General features: G+C 45.9%; 16 protein-coding genes and 1 other annotated feature. Of the genes, 12 read left to right on the top strand and 4 right to left on the bottom strand.

Annotated features, from left to right (window positions below; all coding sequences use genetic code 11):
* Positions 1–22: 22 nt before the first annotated feature.
* The gene (locus tag VKA52_RS06465) at positions 23–376 is read left to right on the top strand and encodes a DUF2200 domain-containing protein (protein ID WP_326314642.1); all 354 of its coding nucleotides are present in this window, start codon (positions 23–25) and stop codon (positions 374–376) included.
* A 75-nt stretch (positions 377–451) separates the two neighbouring features.
* Here the strand turns inward: VKA52_RS06465 and VKA52_RS06460 are convergent, their stop codons facing one another.
* Positions 452–1,321: a DMT family transporter gene (locus tag VKA52_RS06460; RefSeq protein ID WP_326314640.1), complete on the bottom strand. Its 870-nt coding sequence runs from the start codon at positions 1,319–1,321 to the stop codon at positions 452–454.
* A 448-nt stretch (positions 1,322–1,769) separates the two neighbouring features.
* On the opposite strand from VKA52_RS06460, the gene VKA52_RS06455 reads away from it, so the two are divergent.
* Positions 1,770–3,131, top strand: coding sequence for a DUF2254 domain-containing protein (locus tag VKA52_RS06455; protein WP_326314638.1), 1,362 nt, complete (start codon positions 1,770–1,772; stop codon positions 3,129–3,131).
* Positions 3,132–3,276: 145 nt separating this feature from the next.
* On the opposite strand, the gene VKA52_RS06450 is transcribed toward VKA52_RS06455, so the two are convergent.
* A complete protein-coding gene (locus VKA52_RS06450) occupies positions 3,277–3,975 on the bottom strand; it encodes a DUF421 domain-containing protein (protein ID WP_326314636.1) in 699 nt (232 codons plus the stop codon).
* 229 nt (positions 3,976–4,204) lie between these two features.
* On the opposite strand from VKA52_RS06450, the gene VKA52_RS06445 reads away from it, so the two are divergent.
* The 6 genes from VKA52_RS06445 to VKA52_RS06420 all read left to right on the top strand — a co-directional run bounded on the left by VKA52_RS06445 (position 4,205) and on the right by VKA52_RS06420 (position 8,799).
* Positions 4,205–5,065: an SDR family oxidoreductase gene (locus VKA52_RS06445; protein WP_326314634.1), complete on the top strand. Its 861-nt coding sequence runs from the start codon at positions 4,205–4,207 to the stop codon at positions 5,063–5,065.
* 48 nt (positions 5,066–5,113) lie between these two features.
* Positions 5,114–5,359 (top strand) — a binding site (T-box leader).
* A gap of 64 nt (positions 5,360–5,423) precedes the next feature.
* Positions 5,424–6,635 carry an MFS transporter gene (locus VKA52_RS06440; RefSeq protein WP_326314632.1) on the top strand — a complete coding sequence of 404 codons (1,212 nt, stop codon included), beginning with the start codon at positions 5,424–5,426 and terminating at the stop codon, positions 6,633–6,635.
* A 105-nt stretch (positions 6,636–6,740) separates the two neighbouring features.
* Complete coding sequence (locus VKA52_RS06435; protein WP_326314630.1) at positions 6,741–7,220, top strand: VanZ family protein; 480 nt, start codon at positions 6,741–6,743, stop codon at positions 7,218–7,220.
* Positions 7,213–7,764, top strand: a complete 552-nt coding sequence (locus VKA52_RS06430) for an AAA family ATPase (RefSeq protein ID WP_326314628.1) — start codon at positions 7,213–7,215, stop codon at positions 7,762–7,764. The genes VKA52_RS06435 and VKA52_RS06430 overlap by 8 nt, the downstream gene beginning before the upstream one ends.
* Before the next feature lie 50 nt (positions 7,765–7,814).
* The gene (locus VKA52_RS06425) at positions 7,815–8,003 is read left to right on the top strand and encodes a hypothetical protein (RefSeq protein WP_326314627.1); all 189 of its coding nucleotides are present in this window, start codon (positions 7,815–7,817) and stop codon (positions 8,001–8,003) included.
* Between the two features lie 253 nt (positions 8,004–8,256).
* The gene (locus VKA52_RS06420; protein ID WP_326314625.1) at positions 8,257–8,799 is read left to right on the top strand and encodes a TetR/AcrR family transcriptional regulator; all 543 of its coding nucleotides are present in this window, start codon (positions 8,257–8,259) and stop codon (positions 8,797–8,799) included.
* A gap of 49 nt (positions 8,800–8,848) precedes the next feature.
* Here VKA52_RS06420 and VKA52_RS06415 read toward each other — a convergent pair whose 3' ends face one another.
* On the bottom strand, positions 8,849–9,253 hold the full coding sequence (locus tag VKA52_RS06415; protein WP_326314673.1) for a carboxymuconolactone decarboxylase family protein: 405 nt from the start codon (positions 9,251–9,253) through the stop codon (positions 8,849–8,851).
* Positions 9,254–9,266: 13 nt separating this feature from the next.
* Positions 9,267–10,811 (bottom strand): BCCT family transporter, encoded by a 1,545-nt coding sequence (locus tag VKA52_RS06410; protein WP_326314623.1) that lies wholly within the window; start codon positions 10,809–10,811, stop codon positions 9,267–9,269.
* Between the two features lie 364 nt (positions 10,812–11,175).
* Here VKA52_RS06410 and VKA52_RS06405 point away from each other — a divergent pair, with 364 nt between their 5' ends.
* From VKA52_RS06405 to VKA52_RS06390, 4 genes are all read left to right on the top strand, one after another.
* Positions 11,176–12,066: a 3-keto-5-aminohexanoate cleavage protein gene (locus tag VKA52_RS06405; protein WP_326314622.1), complete on the top strand. Its 891-nt coding sequence runs from the start codon at positions 11,176–11,178 to the stop codon at positions 12,064–12,066.
* A gap of 2 nt (positions 12,067–12,068) precedes the next feature.
* Complete coding sequence (locus VKA52_RS06400) at positions 12,069–13,022, top strand: 3-hydroxyacyl-CoA dehydrogenase NAD-binding domain-containing protein (RefSeq protein WP_326314620.1); 954 nt, start codon at positions 12,069–12,071, stop codon at positions 13,020–13,022.
* A 13-nt stretch (positions 13,023–13,035) separates the two neighbouring features.
* Complete coding sequence (locus VKA52_RS06395; RefSeq protein WP_326314618.1) at positions 13,036–13,503, top strand: thioesterase family protein; 468 nt, start codon at positions 13,036–13,038, stop codon at positions 13,501–13,503.
* Between the two features lie 135 nt (positions 13,504–13,638).
* Complete coding sequence (locus VKA52_RS06390) at positions 13,639–14,058, top strand: hypothetical protein (protein WP_326314616.1); 420 nt, start codon at positions 13,639–13,641, stop codon at positions 14,056–14,058.
* Positions 14,059–14,230: the final 172 nt, after the last annotated feature.

Genomic DNA, 14,230 nt, shown 5'->3' with positions numbered 1-14,230 from the left:
ATCAGGAAGGGCAGGGTGAATCATGGCTAAACATAAGATTTATACGATGAGTTTTGCTAGTGTCTATCCCCATTATGTCAACAAGGCGGAAAAAAAGGGCCGTACGAAAGAAGAAGTCGATGAGATTATCCGCTGGTTAACAGGATATAACCAGGGGCAGTTAGAGGAGTTATTAGAAAAGAAGACAGACTTTGAAACCTTCTTTGCGGAAGCTCCTGAGATGAACCCTTCACGGACGATGATCAAGGGCGTCATCTGTGGCGTTCGGGTGGAAGAGATTGAGGAGCCATTGATGCAGGAAATCCGTTATTTGGATAAAATGATTGATGAGCTGGCCAAAGGGAAAGCGATGGAGAAGATTCTGCGTAAACCCTGATCCAAATACAAAATCCCGCTCCTAGTCATAGGAGCGGGATTTTTTTATAGCCAAGCACGCAAAGATAGAATTTCATCAGTCCGACTGCTTCACACTAAGGAACGTGATCGTAAACAGAATCAGGACTATCCCAAGGAATTGGACAGCACCAAGCGAATCTCCGAGAATCAGGACACCGAATAATGAAGCGGTCACGGGTTCGATCATGGCGACCATGGAAGCGGTTGACGGAGCGGTCTTGCGTATCCCGATTACATAAAAGATAAAGGAAATCCCAGCCCCGACGAGCCCAAGCAGAATAAACCAACCGAGGTCGCCTGAGCTCAGTACATCAGCCAATTCATGCCTGTCGCTCAAGAGGAAGAGGATGACACAGAATGAGAAAAAAGCGATGGTTGAGATGGTCTGTGGCTTTCCGAGCAAAGCGGCTTTTTTAAAACCGAAGATGAACAAGGCATAGGAGAGTCCAGCCCCAAGTCCGCCTGCCGCTCCTAGAAAACTGACGGAAACGGACGCAGGGTTATAAGCGCCTGTAAGCAGGATGATCCCTAAAAGGACACCAAGAATGCATCCCCATTTAAACCAGTTTGAACGTTCAATCCCTAATAAAAAGGATATCAAAAGCACGAAGACCGGAGCGGTGTACATTAAAGTAGCAGCAACAGCAATGCTTGAGGCTTCAATACTCAGGAAATAAGAAGTGAAATTCCCTGCCACACCGAAGCCGGCCAATGTCGCCCACAAGTATAAACGTCTGGAGAAGGTCCAATTTTGTTTTACATTCGTAAGCAGCCAGGCAAGGAAACAAATAAATCCAACTGCGCCTCTGTAAAAGGAAATGACGACCGGGTCCCATCCCTTTTCCATAAGAATATCCGCAATTCCTCCGCTGATGCCCCAGCCAATCGCTGCGAGCATCACTAATCCTACTCCTGCATATCTCACTATTTGCCTCCTAAGGTTTGAGTAATGATGCCATTGTTCCGTTCGCTGTAAGTTCCCTTAGATTGACACAAGTACCGAAAGAGGCGGCCGATTTTTTAAAGCTATTTCACAATAGTTTTTGGAAATGTGTTAACGGTTTTTCCTTATATTTCTAATTATTAAACATGGACCATTTTGTGTGGAATGGAACATTCCGTCTCCAAATGGGATAAATGAGAAATTCTGCTTGGGGAAATGGTGGGGACTTTTGGTGTTTTATCGAGGATTCACTGGGGACCGGGTTATAAGCCCATGAAAGATTCGATACTTCTCCCTAATTTTCGATAAAAATATAAAAAACAGGTTCACTCTCCTTCTTTACAGGGTAGGAATTAGGAGTATTTAAAAGTCTTAAGAAAAGAATGGGGATCATATGGGAATCTTTTACTATATAAAAAAATATTTAAAGATGTCGAAACGTCAGCGTAAAAGTGAGTTGAAATCCACGCTATGGTTTATGCCTTTCTGGTACATCGTGGGTGCGATCGGGTTGTCCGCCTTCACGTTTTATCTTGATTATGTGGTGGATGTCGGTTTGTACCTGCCGCCTGCCATCGGTTTCAGTGGGCAGACGCTCCAAGTGCTTCTGAGTGCGCTTGTCGGAGGGGTTCTGACATTGAGTGCCTTTACGATTAACTCCCTCCTTGTTGCGCTGACGACGTTCAGTGGTCAGTTTTCTTCCAAAATGCTCGTAAACTTTGTCAGTGACCGGGCGACCCAGCATGTGCTTGGTATTTTTAATGGGAGTTTTATTTATGTGCTGCTGAACTTCTTATATGTGACGCATGAAGAAGAGGAATATATTGTCGCGACACCGGTTTTATCCATTCTTACAGCGATAACTGCTGCCGTGACGTTCATATATTTTATCAACCACACCACGACATGGATGCAGGTCCATAACATCAGTTTCAATATGAATGCCAAGTCGAAGCAGGTGCAGCATTCACTCGAAAAGGAATTAAAACCTTATCACATGGAGAAGGAGATCGAGGTGGAAGCCCTTCCTGATGAATCTGAAGGGAAAGTCATTAAGACCCGCCAATCCGGTTATCTTCAAGTTGCCGATTTTTCCCGGTTGATTAAGCAGGCGGAGAGTGACGACATCCTCCTAAGGTTCGATGTCAGGATCGGAGAATTTGTCTTAGAAGGAACCCCGCTGCTCACGTATTGGGAAAGCGGAAAAACCGTCAATCCAGATTCCTACTACAAGTCCATTGAAATCGGAGTCAAACAGACCGAGATTCAAGACTTGGAGTATGGTCTGATCAAGCTTGCGGAAGTAGCGATCAAAGCCTTGGGACATAATGATCCGCTGACGGTTACGAACACGATTCATCAGATTGCCGATTTGCTGAAAAGCATCGGACAGTCTACCGATTTCTCTCCCTACCTGTTTGATGAGGAAGAGGAGCTTCGTGTGATTCTGAATCGAAAAGATTTTCGCTATTACCTTCACAAGGGCTTCGCCTCCATAAGGGAATATGCGGACCAGAATTCCGCCGTGATGACAGAACTGTTAACGATGATCAAAGTGTTGAGTAAAACGGTGGATGAAGGATACCACAACGATTTATGGGAATTCGCCAGGCAGACGATCTTAGGTTTCGATAACGATAGTATGTATGAAAATGACTGCCTGTACATGTTGGAGCAATTATCGGAGCTCTCTAAACAGACGGGGCATGAGAAGGATTACCTTTTCCTTCTTGAATATATGCTGAAGCGGGTCAGTTCGAAAAGTGCCACGGAAGAATCTGCTTCTCTTTAATGAATGGATCTGAAAATAGTGCGAAAGAAAGAAGCTGACATCTATAGATGTCAGCTTCTTATTTTTCTTAATACATATGAAGGAGGGGACTTGATGGCAGCCTCCTATGCAGGGGAGCTTGGAGCCCTGATCCCTGCATTAACCGTTAATGGACTTCATCGTTGTAACTATCTACATAAAGCGAGCCATCTTCTTTAACCTCAGCATAAAAGATATCCTCTAAGGTGTTTAATCCGTTGGCGGAAAGTTTTTTTTCCAGTTTCTCCAGGCTCCATTGCAGACTTTCCAAATTTCCATGGTTTACCTTCCCATCCTGAATGACGATCGAAGAGGTGGGGTTGGACTGCGTCGTTTGGTATGGAGTGTGGACATCGTCTTTGGTGGCGGGACGTTTCCCTTGTTTTTTCAGTACAGATAGGGTCCCGTCCGTTTCAAAGATTGCATAATCAACGTCTCCTACAGAAAAGACATTCTTTTTTCTTAGGAGTAAGTTCAATTCGTCTGTATCAAGGCGGGTCTTCCTCATCTCATTTTCCAGTATCTGTCCGTTACGAATGATGATGATGGGCTGCCCTTCTAGCGTTTTACGTGCGTTTTTCGACTTAATATCGAGAAGTCCCATGAGAATGGTGAAGGCACTCCATACGGCTAGAGCAATGAGTCCGTTCCTCACACTCAATGTGGAATCGATGGCAAGGGAGGCGCCAAGTGTACCAATGGAAATGGCGGAAACGAAATTAAAGAAGGTCATTTGGGAAATTTCTTTTCTTCCCATAATCCTTGTAAGAATGAGTAAAGTGAAAAATGCGATGGCAAGGCGGATCAATAATGTAGTAATGGACACTTCAACACTCTCCTTTGAATTAGGAAATCTTCCATATTCTTTGAAGTGGGAGTAAGTTTTATCCCTTTCTATGAAATAATTTCATCCTCCCTGGGGAAAGAAAAGGGAGTATAATCTAATGTAGACATTACGGTTTTAGGCTGGTCTTTAATGGGGCCGGGCGCCAATTTTCCAATGACAGAGAAACAGGAGTGGAACGCTCGCTGGTTCCAAGGGGAGGTATATTCAATTGAGTGTACTTGTTACTGGTTTTAACGGAAAAGTAGGGAAGGAAGTCGCAAGGAAGTTGAAGAAACAAAACTTTTCCTTTACGTGCGGGGTGAGGAACGTTGAAAAAGCTGTGAAGCGGTTCGGAGAAGAATTTTCCTTTGTAGAACTGGATTTCTCAAATCCTGAGACTTTTGCTGCTGCGCTGGAAGGGATCGACCAGGTTTTTCTTATTTATCCGCCGGGTGACAAAATGGAGTTTGGTAAATTCCTGAAAGTCATCAAGGAAAGGGGTGTCCAACACATCGTCTACCTTTCTGTTAAGGATGTCCAATACCTGCCTTTCATTCATCATTTTAAAAACGAAAAGTTAATAAAAAAACTAGGCGTTCCCTACACTTTCATCAGGGCCGGTTACTTCATGCAGAATCTGCAAGATTTCCTGGGTCAGGAAATCAAAGAAAATAAAAGGATATTTGTACCGGCAGGAAAAGGGAAAACCAGCTTCGTGGACACCCGGGATCTTGCAGAGGTGGCCCTGAAGGCTTTTCTAAACCCTAAGGAATTCAGAAATACGAGTCCTGTCATTACCGGTGAGAAAGCCTTGGATTTCTATGAGGTCGCTGAGATTATGACGGCGATACTGGGGGAAAGAATCAAATATGCCAACCCTTCGGTGAAGGAATTCAAGTCTTACATGGTAAGCAAGGGCGAAAAAGAGGACTTTGTGAACGTAGTGGTCGGTATTCATTTTCCAACGAAACTTGGATTAGCGAAAGGCGTCACGGCAGATATCGAAAAGATCACGAAATCGAAACCTATTCCATTGGAGCAGTATGTCAAAGATTATCAGGAGAAATGGTTGATGGATGAAAATGATTGAGTAAACGCTTTACAAATAGCGTTCATTCTTGCATAGTATAGAGAAATGAAAGCGGCAATGAAGAGAAGAGTAGATAAGCAGAAGTCTTTCCAGAGAGCTCCGGGTGCTGAAAAGGAGCAGGGCTTCCCTTATTGAACCAAACCTCTGAGCTTCTCATGGGAACCTGATGGGGGATCATGAGACGGGTGCTCCCGTTACAGAGACAGGGTATGAAGCGTACCTGATGAGCTGGGTGTGGCGACACATTCATAAAACTGGGGTGGCACCGCGGATGAAACAGACCTCGCCCCCAAGACTTACATGTCTTGGGGGTGAGGTTTTTTTATTGCTCTGAAATGATCTCTAAGGAGGGGGAGTCATGTTTCGTTCGTGGAAGTATCCGTTTCTATTGTTATCAGGGATCGGCTTATCGAATATCGGAGATTGGATTTATTTGATTGCGTTGAATCTTATCGTGCTTGAAATGACAGGTTCGCCACTTGCTGTCGCTGTTTTGTACTTGCTGAAGCCGGTGGGTGCGCTTCTAACAAATGTATGGGCAGGGTCGTTCGTGGACAGGGTGGATCAGCGGAATCTTATGATCGGTCTTGATGTGTTCAGGGCTATCTTACTTGTTTTTCTCCCCGCCATGTCCTCGCTTCCAGCGATGTATGGGCTTGTCTTAATTGTGAACATGGCGGGTTCTGTTTTCGAGCCTGCATCAATGACGTATGTGACGAAGTTGATTCCGAGAGAGAAGCGGAAACGATTCAACGCACTGAGAAGTTTGATTGATTCGGGAGGATTTCTGATCGGGCCTGCGATTGCAGGCGTGTTGTTTATCATCGGAACGCCTGAACTGGCGATTTACTTTAATGCCTGGACATTTTTTCTTTCTGGAATGATTTCTCTATGGCTTCCCCGTTTGGAAAAAGAAGCAGGAGCAGGGCAGGAAGCATGGTCTGTGGCCTTGCTCAGGAAAGATTGGAACGTTGTGCGGACGTTTGCGAAACAGCACCTCTTCATCATGACGATTTATTTTCTATTCGGACTGATGATGGTCATGGCAGCGGCGCTCGACTCATTGGAAGCCGCTTTTTCCAAAGAAGTGCTCGGGCTTACGGACACGGCGTATGGTTATCTGGTAAGTATTGCGGGAGCGGGAATTGCAATTGGGGCCCTGGTCGTTACGTGGGTCGGAAATGATTTGTCCACGAGGTTTCTTCTAACAGGCGGTGGTTTGTTGGTAGCGTGCGGCTATTTGATTTATGCATGGTCGGTGGATTTTTCAGGAGCGGCGATCGGGTTCTTTTTGCTATCGTTTGCGCTTGCTTTTGCAAATACCGGTTTTCATACCTTCTACCAGGAGTGGATTCCTGTTGAAGTGATGGGGAGGGTGACGAGCGTGTTCGGGTTGGTCGAAAGTGTGCTCGTCATTCTTGCGACCATCACTATAGGAGCCGCAGCTGAATGGGTTTCGATCAAAGCGGCAGTTGTAGGAGGATCATGGATAATGCTTCTAGTAACGTTAGGGATCGGTTTTGTCAATCGGCAGTGGAATGAGAAGAAAGTGGATGAAGCAGCGGTATAGCTCGCGGTTTACATTTTCATCAAACCGTCAGGGGGATGGTTTGGTTTGTCACCACTCTTGGGTAAGGATAGGGATATACAGATGAAAAAGTTGGTGGAGATTCTTATGTCAAAGGTTCAACGCATCATCATGAGTATAGGTTTGATCGGCTATCTCCTGTTTCTCGCGTTTTACATGTTTTTTCAATGGCGTGGGTCGGCGGGGATGTCTATGAGTCTAGTGGAATATATACAAAACCGTTCCAATTTGGTTCCGTTCAAAACCATCGGGAATTATATAACAGCCTGGGAGAATGGGACGATGAATACGTGGACGGCTGTGAAGAATCTGCTCGGGAATGTGCTGGTATTCATCCCGATGGGCATTTTCCTGCCGTCTCTGTTTAGAAAACTGAGGCGGATGAGTGCCTACCTGCTAGCCTTCGTTTTGATCATTCTCTCAGCTGAAGTCACACAATTACTGACGCAGAGAGGGAGTTTTGATATCGACGATTTTATTTTGAATCTATTTGGTGCCTGGCTCGGTTTCCTCGTGTGGAAAACATCCTTTGTCCAAAAATGGGTAGGTGAGAGACGCGGTGAATAGATTTGTCGTGTTGACTGTCGGGATGACTCACAGCGGGAAGTCGACGTTTGCTGGAATGCTTGAGGAAAAGGTGAAGAACACGGTCGTGATTGATCAGGATGATCATGCAGCGTTTTTGAATACCCATTATTCCCGGCTCGTTCCTAAAGGTGGCCCGAATTCGATCAAACACAGCATGACGAAAATGATTGTCGACCATGCGATTGTAGAAACGGATCTGCATCTCATCATTTGTAATTCGAACCGTAAAGCAAAGGCAAGGAATGCGCTGCTGGAAGACTTTAAAAGGAAAGGCTTTTCTACGATACTTGTATATTTTAATGTGCCGGACTCCATAATTGAAACACGTGTAAGAGAAACAATGCGGGATCCATCCGTTTTACGCACCGTCTCTTCTTTTGATGAGGTACTGAGACGTCAGCAGGAAGAATCGCTATTTCTATCGTCCCCGTCTGTTGAGGAAGCGGATCACTTTTTTACCATTGAAGAAGAGGGAGAAATCAGCGGTGTGCTTGCAAAAGTTGCGGAGCTTCTATCGTCCTAGTATAAGAATCTCGTATTCTGGCTATGCTAGTGATAGAAAGGATGATGGGCATGCAGTACATGGAGAAGACGAACAAAGTGATGGCCGATCTTATTTCAGGGAAACGTAGTCATTTCGGAAATTATTCTTATCATCAGTCGGTGTTTACGGATGGCTTAAAGGAAGTGCCGGAATGGGAAGTGCGTCAGTTCGTGCTCAATTATTTTATGGCGCTTGAGAATGTGAAGAGTCACGCGTGAGTCCAGGATTTATTATAGGTACACACTCGCTGAAAAAAGCAGGTGTGTACCTTTTGCGTTTTCATAGTAAGCAAACAGAAATATCGAAAAAAAAGTGTAGTCCTAGGGTTATCCCTAGAATCATCATCTACTCCCATCGGGGGAATTCTGATAAAATGAAGCCTACTTGAGATGGTAGGGAGCTCAAATCAAATTGAAAACCCCCATGAATACTGATAACATGAAGAAAAATGAACGTAAATGAGGGAAGCACATGCCAAGAGTATCGAAACGGCAAAAGATTTTGGAAGCAGCCGCACTCATTGTCCGGGAAAAGGGAAGCGATGCGCTCACCCTGGACGCTGTCGCTAAACGGGCAGAAGTGAGCAAGGGCGGACTGTTGTATCACTTTTCCACAAAAGAAGCGCTTGTAGAAGGTCTCGTTCAGTACATGAACGATGTCTACCGGGAGAATGTGGAAGAATTAGTAGAAAACGATGAAGAGGACACAGGGAAATGGGCACGGTCGTTCATTAACGTCATGCATGATAAAAGTACGGAAAACCGTCCGCTTAGTTCCGGGATGCTCGCCGCTCAAGGGATCAATCCCAAGTTGATGAAACCTCTGCAGGATACATATGCCGACTGGCAGAACCATATCGAGCATGACGGCCTCGACCAGGTCGATGCGACGATCCTGCGTCTTGCTGTTGATGGGTTATGGCTGTCTGAGATTTTCGGGCTCGGGAATTTGCCGCCGACGCTCAGAAAACAGGTGCTTGAACGATTGAACGAACAAACATATAAACCGAAATAAAAATCACCAGCTCTTCTGAAAGAGCTGGTGATTTTTTTCTGTAGAAAGCTTATGCGTAGGCCTTTTCCGTACGTTCCTGGAATACTTTTCTTGCCTGGGTAAGAGCATTGATGACGGATGGAAAACCGACGTAAGGAATCAGCTGCATCATCGATTCTATGATTTCTTTTTCCGAGAGCCCGGCATTTAGAGCGGTATTGATGTGAAGCTCGAGCTGCGGCAGGCTGCCGGACCCTTGGGTGACAAGGCTTGAAAGCACGGTCAGGGCACGGGATTGTTTACTCAAATGATCGCGGTTGTAAATATCGCCGTAGGCAAATTCGATGATGTATGTTCCGAGATCCGGGGCGATATCCTCCAACGCTTTCATCAGTTCAAAATGGTTGGTGCCTTTTTCTTCATCTGTATAGGATTTTAAGGTTTCCAATCCTTTTTCATAGCGAGTAGTCATGATGTGTCTTCCTTTCTTAAGATGCTTTCTTGTTTTCTTTTTCTTCTTTGGCGCGGTCTTCGTTGACCATTTTAATGAACGACCACCCGAGAATCGGTAGGATGATCAGAAGTGGGAAACCACCGACGATACTGATTGTCTGAAGGGTTGTTAGTCCACCCATGTTCATGAAGATCATCGGTAGAATCGATAAAGCCAAAGCCCAGAACAGACGGTTCCATTTCAGTGGTTCCCCTTCGACGTGTTTTTGTACAACGGATGCAATGACATACGAGCCGGAGTCATAAGTCGTCGATAAGAAAATGGTGGCGAGCAGAATGAACACGATAATCGCGAGTGTTGCGAGCGGCAGTTCTGTCAGCGTGCCGATGATGGCCGCTGGTGCTCCTTGCTGGTTCAAGGTTTCAATAACTGGGTACTGCCCGCTCAATTCGAGATACATGGAGTAGTTTCCTAAGATTCCGAAGAAAAGGATCGTCCCTAAACTTCCGAACAAGATCGTTCCGAAAACGACTTGGCGGATCGTCCGGCCTTTGGAAATCCGGGCGATGAACAAGCCGACAAACGGAGCATAGACAATCCACCATGCCCAGTAGAAGACGGTCCAGCCTTCAGGAAATCCTGTCCGGGTGAAGGAGGCAAGGTCGTTGAATGGTTCTGACCATAAGCTCATCAGGAAGAAGTTGTCCATCATCCGGCCGAGTGCAGAAGTCGTCGATTCTGTAATGAATGTCGTCGGTCCGACAGTGAAGATGAAAATCAACAGGATGAACGCGAGCCACAAGTTGATATCACTGAGGACGCGGATCCCTTTTTGTAAACCCGAATAGGCACTCAGGCCGAAGATCAATGTACAGAACAGCAGAATGATCGACTTCGTTGTCATCGTATCGGGAATACCAACCAAATGGTTTAGACCAGCTGAAATAATTGGTGCGGAAAGCGCAAGGCCTGTTCCGCCTCCACCTAACAGACCGAACATGAACAGAATGTCGACAAGGCGTCCGACCCAGCCATCGGTGTATTTTCCGAGCACAGGGCGACAGGCTTCACTGATTTTGAACACATCGGTTTTCTTCACGAAAAACATGTAGCCGATCGGTAAAGCGGGGATGGCGAACATCGCCCACGCGATCGGTCCCCAGTGGAAGAATCCGTACGTCGATGCCCACTGGATCGCTTCATTGGAACCCGCTTCTACGCCGAAGGGAGGTCCTTGATAATAGTAGGCCCATTCAATGACGCCCCAATAGAGAATCCCTGTTCCGATTCCACTTGTGAACAGCATCGCTGCCCAGGAGCTCGTTTTGAATTCCGCCTTCGTTTCGGCGTCTCCGAGCTTGATATCTCCATAGCGGCTTACTCCGACAAACAGTAAGAAGAGCAGCATGATTAATCCGACAGATAAAAATAAGAATCCTAATCGTTGTGTGACGACTTCATTCGCCGCCAGCACAATCTCTTTTCCTTGTTCAGGGAAAATGATCAGAGGCAATGATACGAATAGTAATAAGGCGAGTGCGCCTCCGAACGTTTTCCAATCCATGAGTTGTTTCTTCATGGCTATTCCTCCTTTATTCAAATGCGGTTGTTTCGTCTGTGACTTTTTAAACTGTACAATCTGGACGGTTTTGTTTCAAAACCTGGACAAGGGTGCAAATGGGAGAATATAAAGCCATATTCAAGGAATGATAGGGTAGGAAGTTATATTTCACTGATTTTCGTATGTTTTGTCCTTTAATGACTGTTCATCTATTGTGAAAAGTAGAAATTGCTTCAATGATTGATTCGTTGATGTCCCTCCTATAGGGGAAGAAAAAAGGTTTTAAAGAAAAATCCATAAAAAGCATTTGAAACTAAACAGTCCAGATGGTATAGTTTGTGCAGGTTGATTAAACAAACAAATTCAAAGGAGGACCTTTGGAATGAAAAATAAAGTATTGCTGACATCTGCCGTGACAGGAGCGGGAGATACAATGAAGAAAAATCCACATGTCCCTGTAACACCAAAAGAGATTGCAGAATCCGCGATTGAATCGGCTAAAGCAGGAGCGACGGTTGCTCACGTCCATGCCCGTGATCCGAAAACAGGTGGCATCAGCCATAATTTGGATCATTACCGTGAAATCGTCGATCGCATCCGTGAATCAGAAACGGATGTCATCATTAACATCACATCCGGAGGCGGCGGTGATTTTATTCCGAGTTTGAATACACCGGCCGCTGGTGGCGATGGTACCGATATCCAAACGCCAGCAGAACGCCATGAACCGGTGGGAGAACTTTTACCAGAAATGTGCACCCTTGACTGTGGAAGCACGAACTTCGGCAACATGATCTATATGAGCCCGACGGACTGGCTTCGTGATCAGGCGAAAATGATTCAGGAAAGCGGTGTGAAGCCGGAGCTTGAATGCTTCGATACCGGACACATCCGTTTTGCCAATCAATTGGTGGAAGAAGGATTGATCGATGGCGATCCGATGTATCAATTCTGTCTGGGTATTCCGTGGGGAGCAGCAGCCGATGCGGAAACGATGCTTTACATGAAGAATCGTATTCCAGAGAATGCGCACTGGTCCGCGTTCGGCATCGGTCGTATGCAAATGCCGATGGCGTCTCAAGCAGCGATGCTTGGCGGAAATGTTCGTGTGGGTCTTGAAGATAACATTTACCTTTCAAAAGGTGTGGTGGCCAGAAACGAACAGCTTGTCGACAAAGCGGTGACGATGCTGCGTGGCCTTGATCTTGAGCCAATGACGCCGCAGGAAGCACGTGACTATTACAATCTTAGAAATCCACGCGGAGGGAAGTAATCATGACTGTACAAAAAATAGCCGTCGTCGGCACAGGAGTTATCGGAAACGGCTGGATCGCCCGCATGCTTGCGCAGGGGTATGACGTGGTCGCGACAGATCCAGCAGAAGGAGCGGAAGAGCGCATGCGCCGTGCGGTCGAGCAGTCTTGGCCGTATGTGGAAGCACTGGGACTTGCAGAAGGTGCATCCAAAGAACGTTTGACGTTTGAAAAGGATTTGGCAGATGCCGTGAAGGATGCGGACTTTATCCAGGAAAACGTACCGGAAGTGGAAGAGTTGAAGCAGACGGTCCTGAAGAACATCGATCAGCATGCGAAACCTGATGCCCTGATCGGATCCAGTACGTCAGGTATCATGCCATCTGAACTGCAGGCGTACTTGCAGCATCCGGAACGCGTTGTCGTTGCCCACCCGTTCCACCCGGTGTATATTCTGCCGCTTGTGGAAGTCGTGGCAGGAAAACAGACGGCGACGGAGAACGTAGACAAAGCGAAGGCTTTTTATGAGAGCTTGAATATGAGTGTCCTGCTTGTCCGTCACGAGATTGAAGGGCATATCGCTGATCGTCTCATCGAAGCGATTTGGAGAGAGTCCCTGCATATCGTCAATGAAGGCATCGCCACGACAGAAGAAGTGGACAAAGCCTTCACACACGGGGCTGGTATGCGTTATGCGCAGTATGGTCCGTTTCTCACGTTCCATCTGGCGGGTGGAGAAGGCGGCATGCGTCACATGCTGAAACAGTTCGGACCGGCATTGAAAAAGCCGTGGACGAAGCTTGAGGCGCCGGAACTGACCGATGAGCTTTATGAGAAAGTCGTGACCGGTTGTGAAGAGCAGTCGAACGGCATGAGCATGTCTGAACTCGATCAGAACCGAAATGAATTCCTGATCCGTTTGTATGATCTTGTTCAGGAATACTGGCCGAAAGAAACAGAAAAAACAAAAGCGTAAAGGAGGGGTTTTTGTGTCATCCTTTTCTTACAAACAGACTGTTCCGAGTGAGTGGGTCGATTATAACGGGCATATGAACGATGCGGAGTATAATCGTGCGTTCAGTCTTGCTACCGATGCGTTTATTGATTGGATCGGGCTTGATGAAAAAGGCCGTGAGCAGTACCAGTACACGATTTTCACGCTGGAGACGCATACGTGTTACTTGAAAGAGATGCACGAAGGGGGAGCCTTTGATGTATCTGCTCGTGTCTTTGACTATGACGCAAAGCGCATCCATCTGTTTTTGGAGATGCATAATGCTGATGGGGAAGTCGTCGCAACGCTTGAGGAGATGCTGATGGGCATCGACCAGAACGAAGGCCGACCGGCACCATTTCCGGAAGAAGTGGCTAACAATGTGAAAGCGGAGTATGATAAAGTGTCCGACCAAGAACAACCCAAACAAGTCGGCCGCACGATCGGCATTCGCAGGAAGTGAATATGGGATTATCTGTAAGACCTGGTCACCCATTTTATGGGTGACCAGGTCTTACTTTTATTGGTAATATTACTGAAGTGGCTCACCCCTTCTGATATAATTGGTAATGATTTCTTTATGTGAGGTAGGTTGTTTATGATACGAAGTTTGTCTACTAGTATTTTGTTAGTCTTAGGTTTCTTGATTGCAGGAGTCGCTATCTTATATCAATGGTTGATCACTTCGGATATTCCTTTGTCCTATACAGCGGCAGAAGCTTTGACCACCCATGTGATGTTTGCCTTATCGACGGTCTTGTTCCTTGTCGCTTCTGTGATGTTTAACGAGAGAAAAGGTAATTTTCTGTTAGGCGTCATCTTCTCCGCAATCTTTATAGCCAACATCGCTATTTTTAAGCATCATTTAGGAGCTGAATATTACAACCACTCTTTTGCTCAATTGCAAGGAGCCGGCGTGTTGTACTCTGGAATAGTCATGGTATTTAATTTATATTTGGCTGCTACAAAAATTAGTGTAAAGGTGGAACCTTCAAATCGTGTGAATAGTTATGGATAGAAAATAGCGATCCACTGTCCTGGATTTCGGATGGGTCACATAAATAGGAAGAAAAAGTAAGACCTGGTCACCCAATAATTGGGTGACCAGGTCTTACTTTTTTTTCCTTTCATTCATCCGCTTGAGATTTATCATTCATGGTATAATGTAGGGAATATTTAGAATTATATGA

The sequence above is a fragment of the Halobacillus sp. HZG1 genome, from assembly GCF_035818575.1.
GTDB lineage: Bacteria > Bacillota > Bacilli > Bacillales > Halobacillaceae > Halobacillus > Halobacillus litoralis.
The sequence above is the reverse complement of the archived record's forward strand: the minus strand, read 5'-3'. Positions and strand labels throughout refer to the sequence as shown.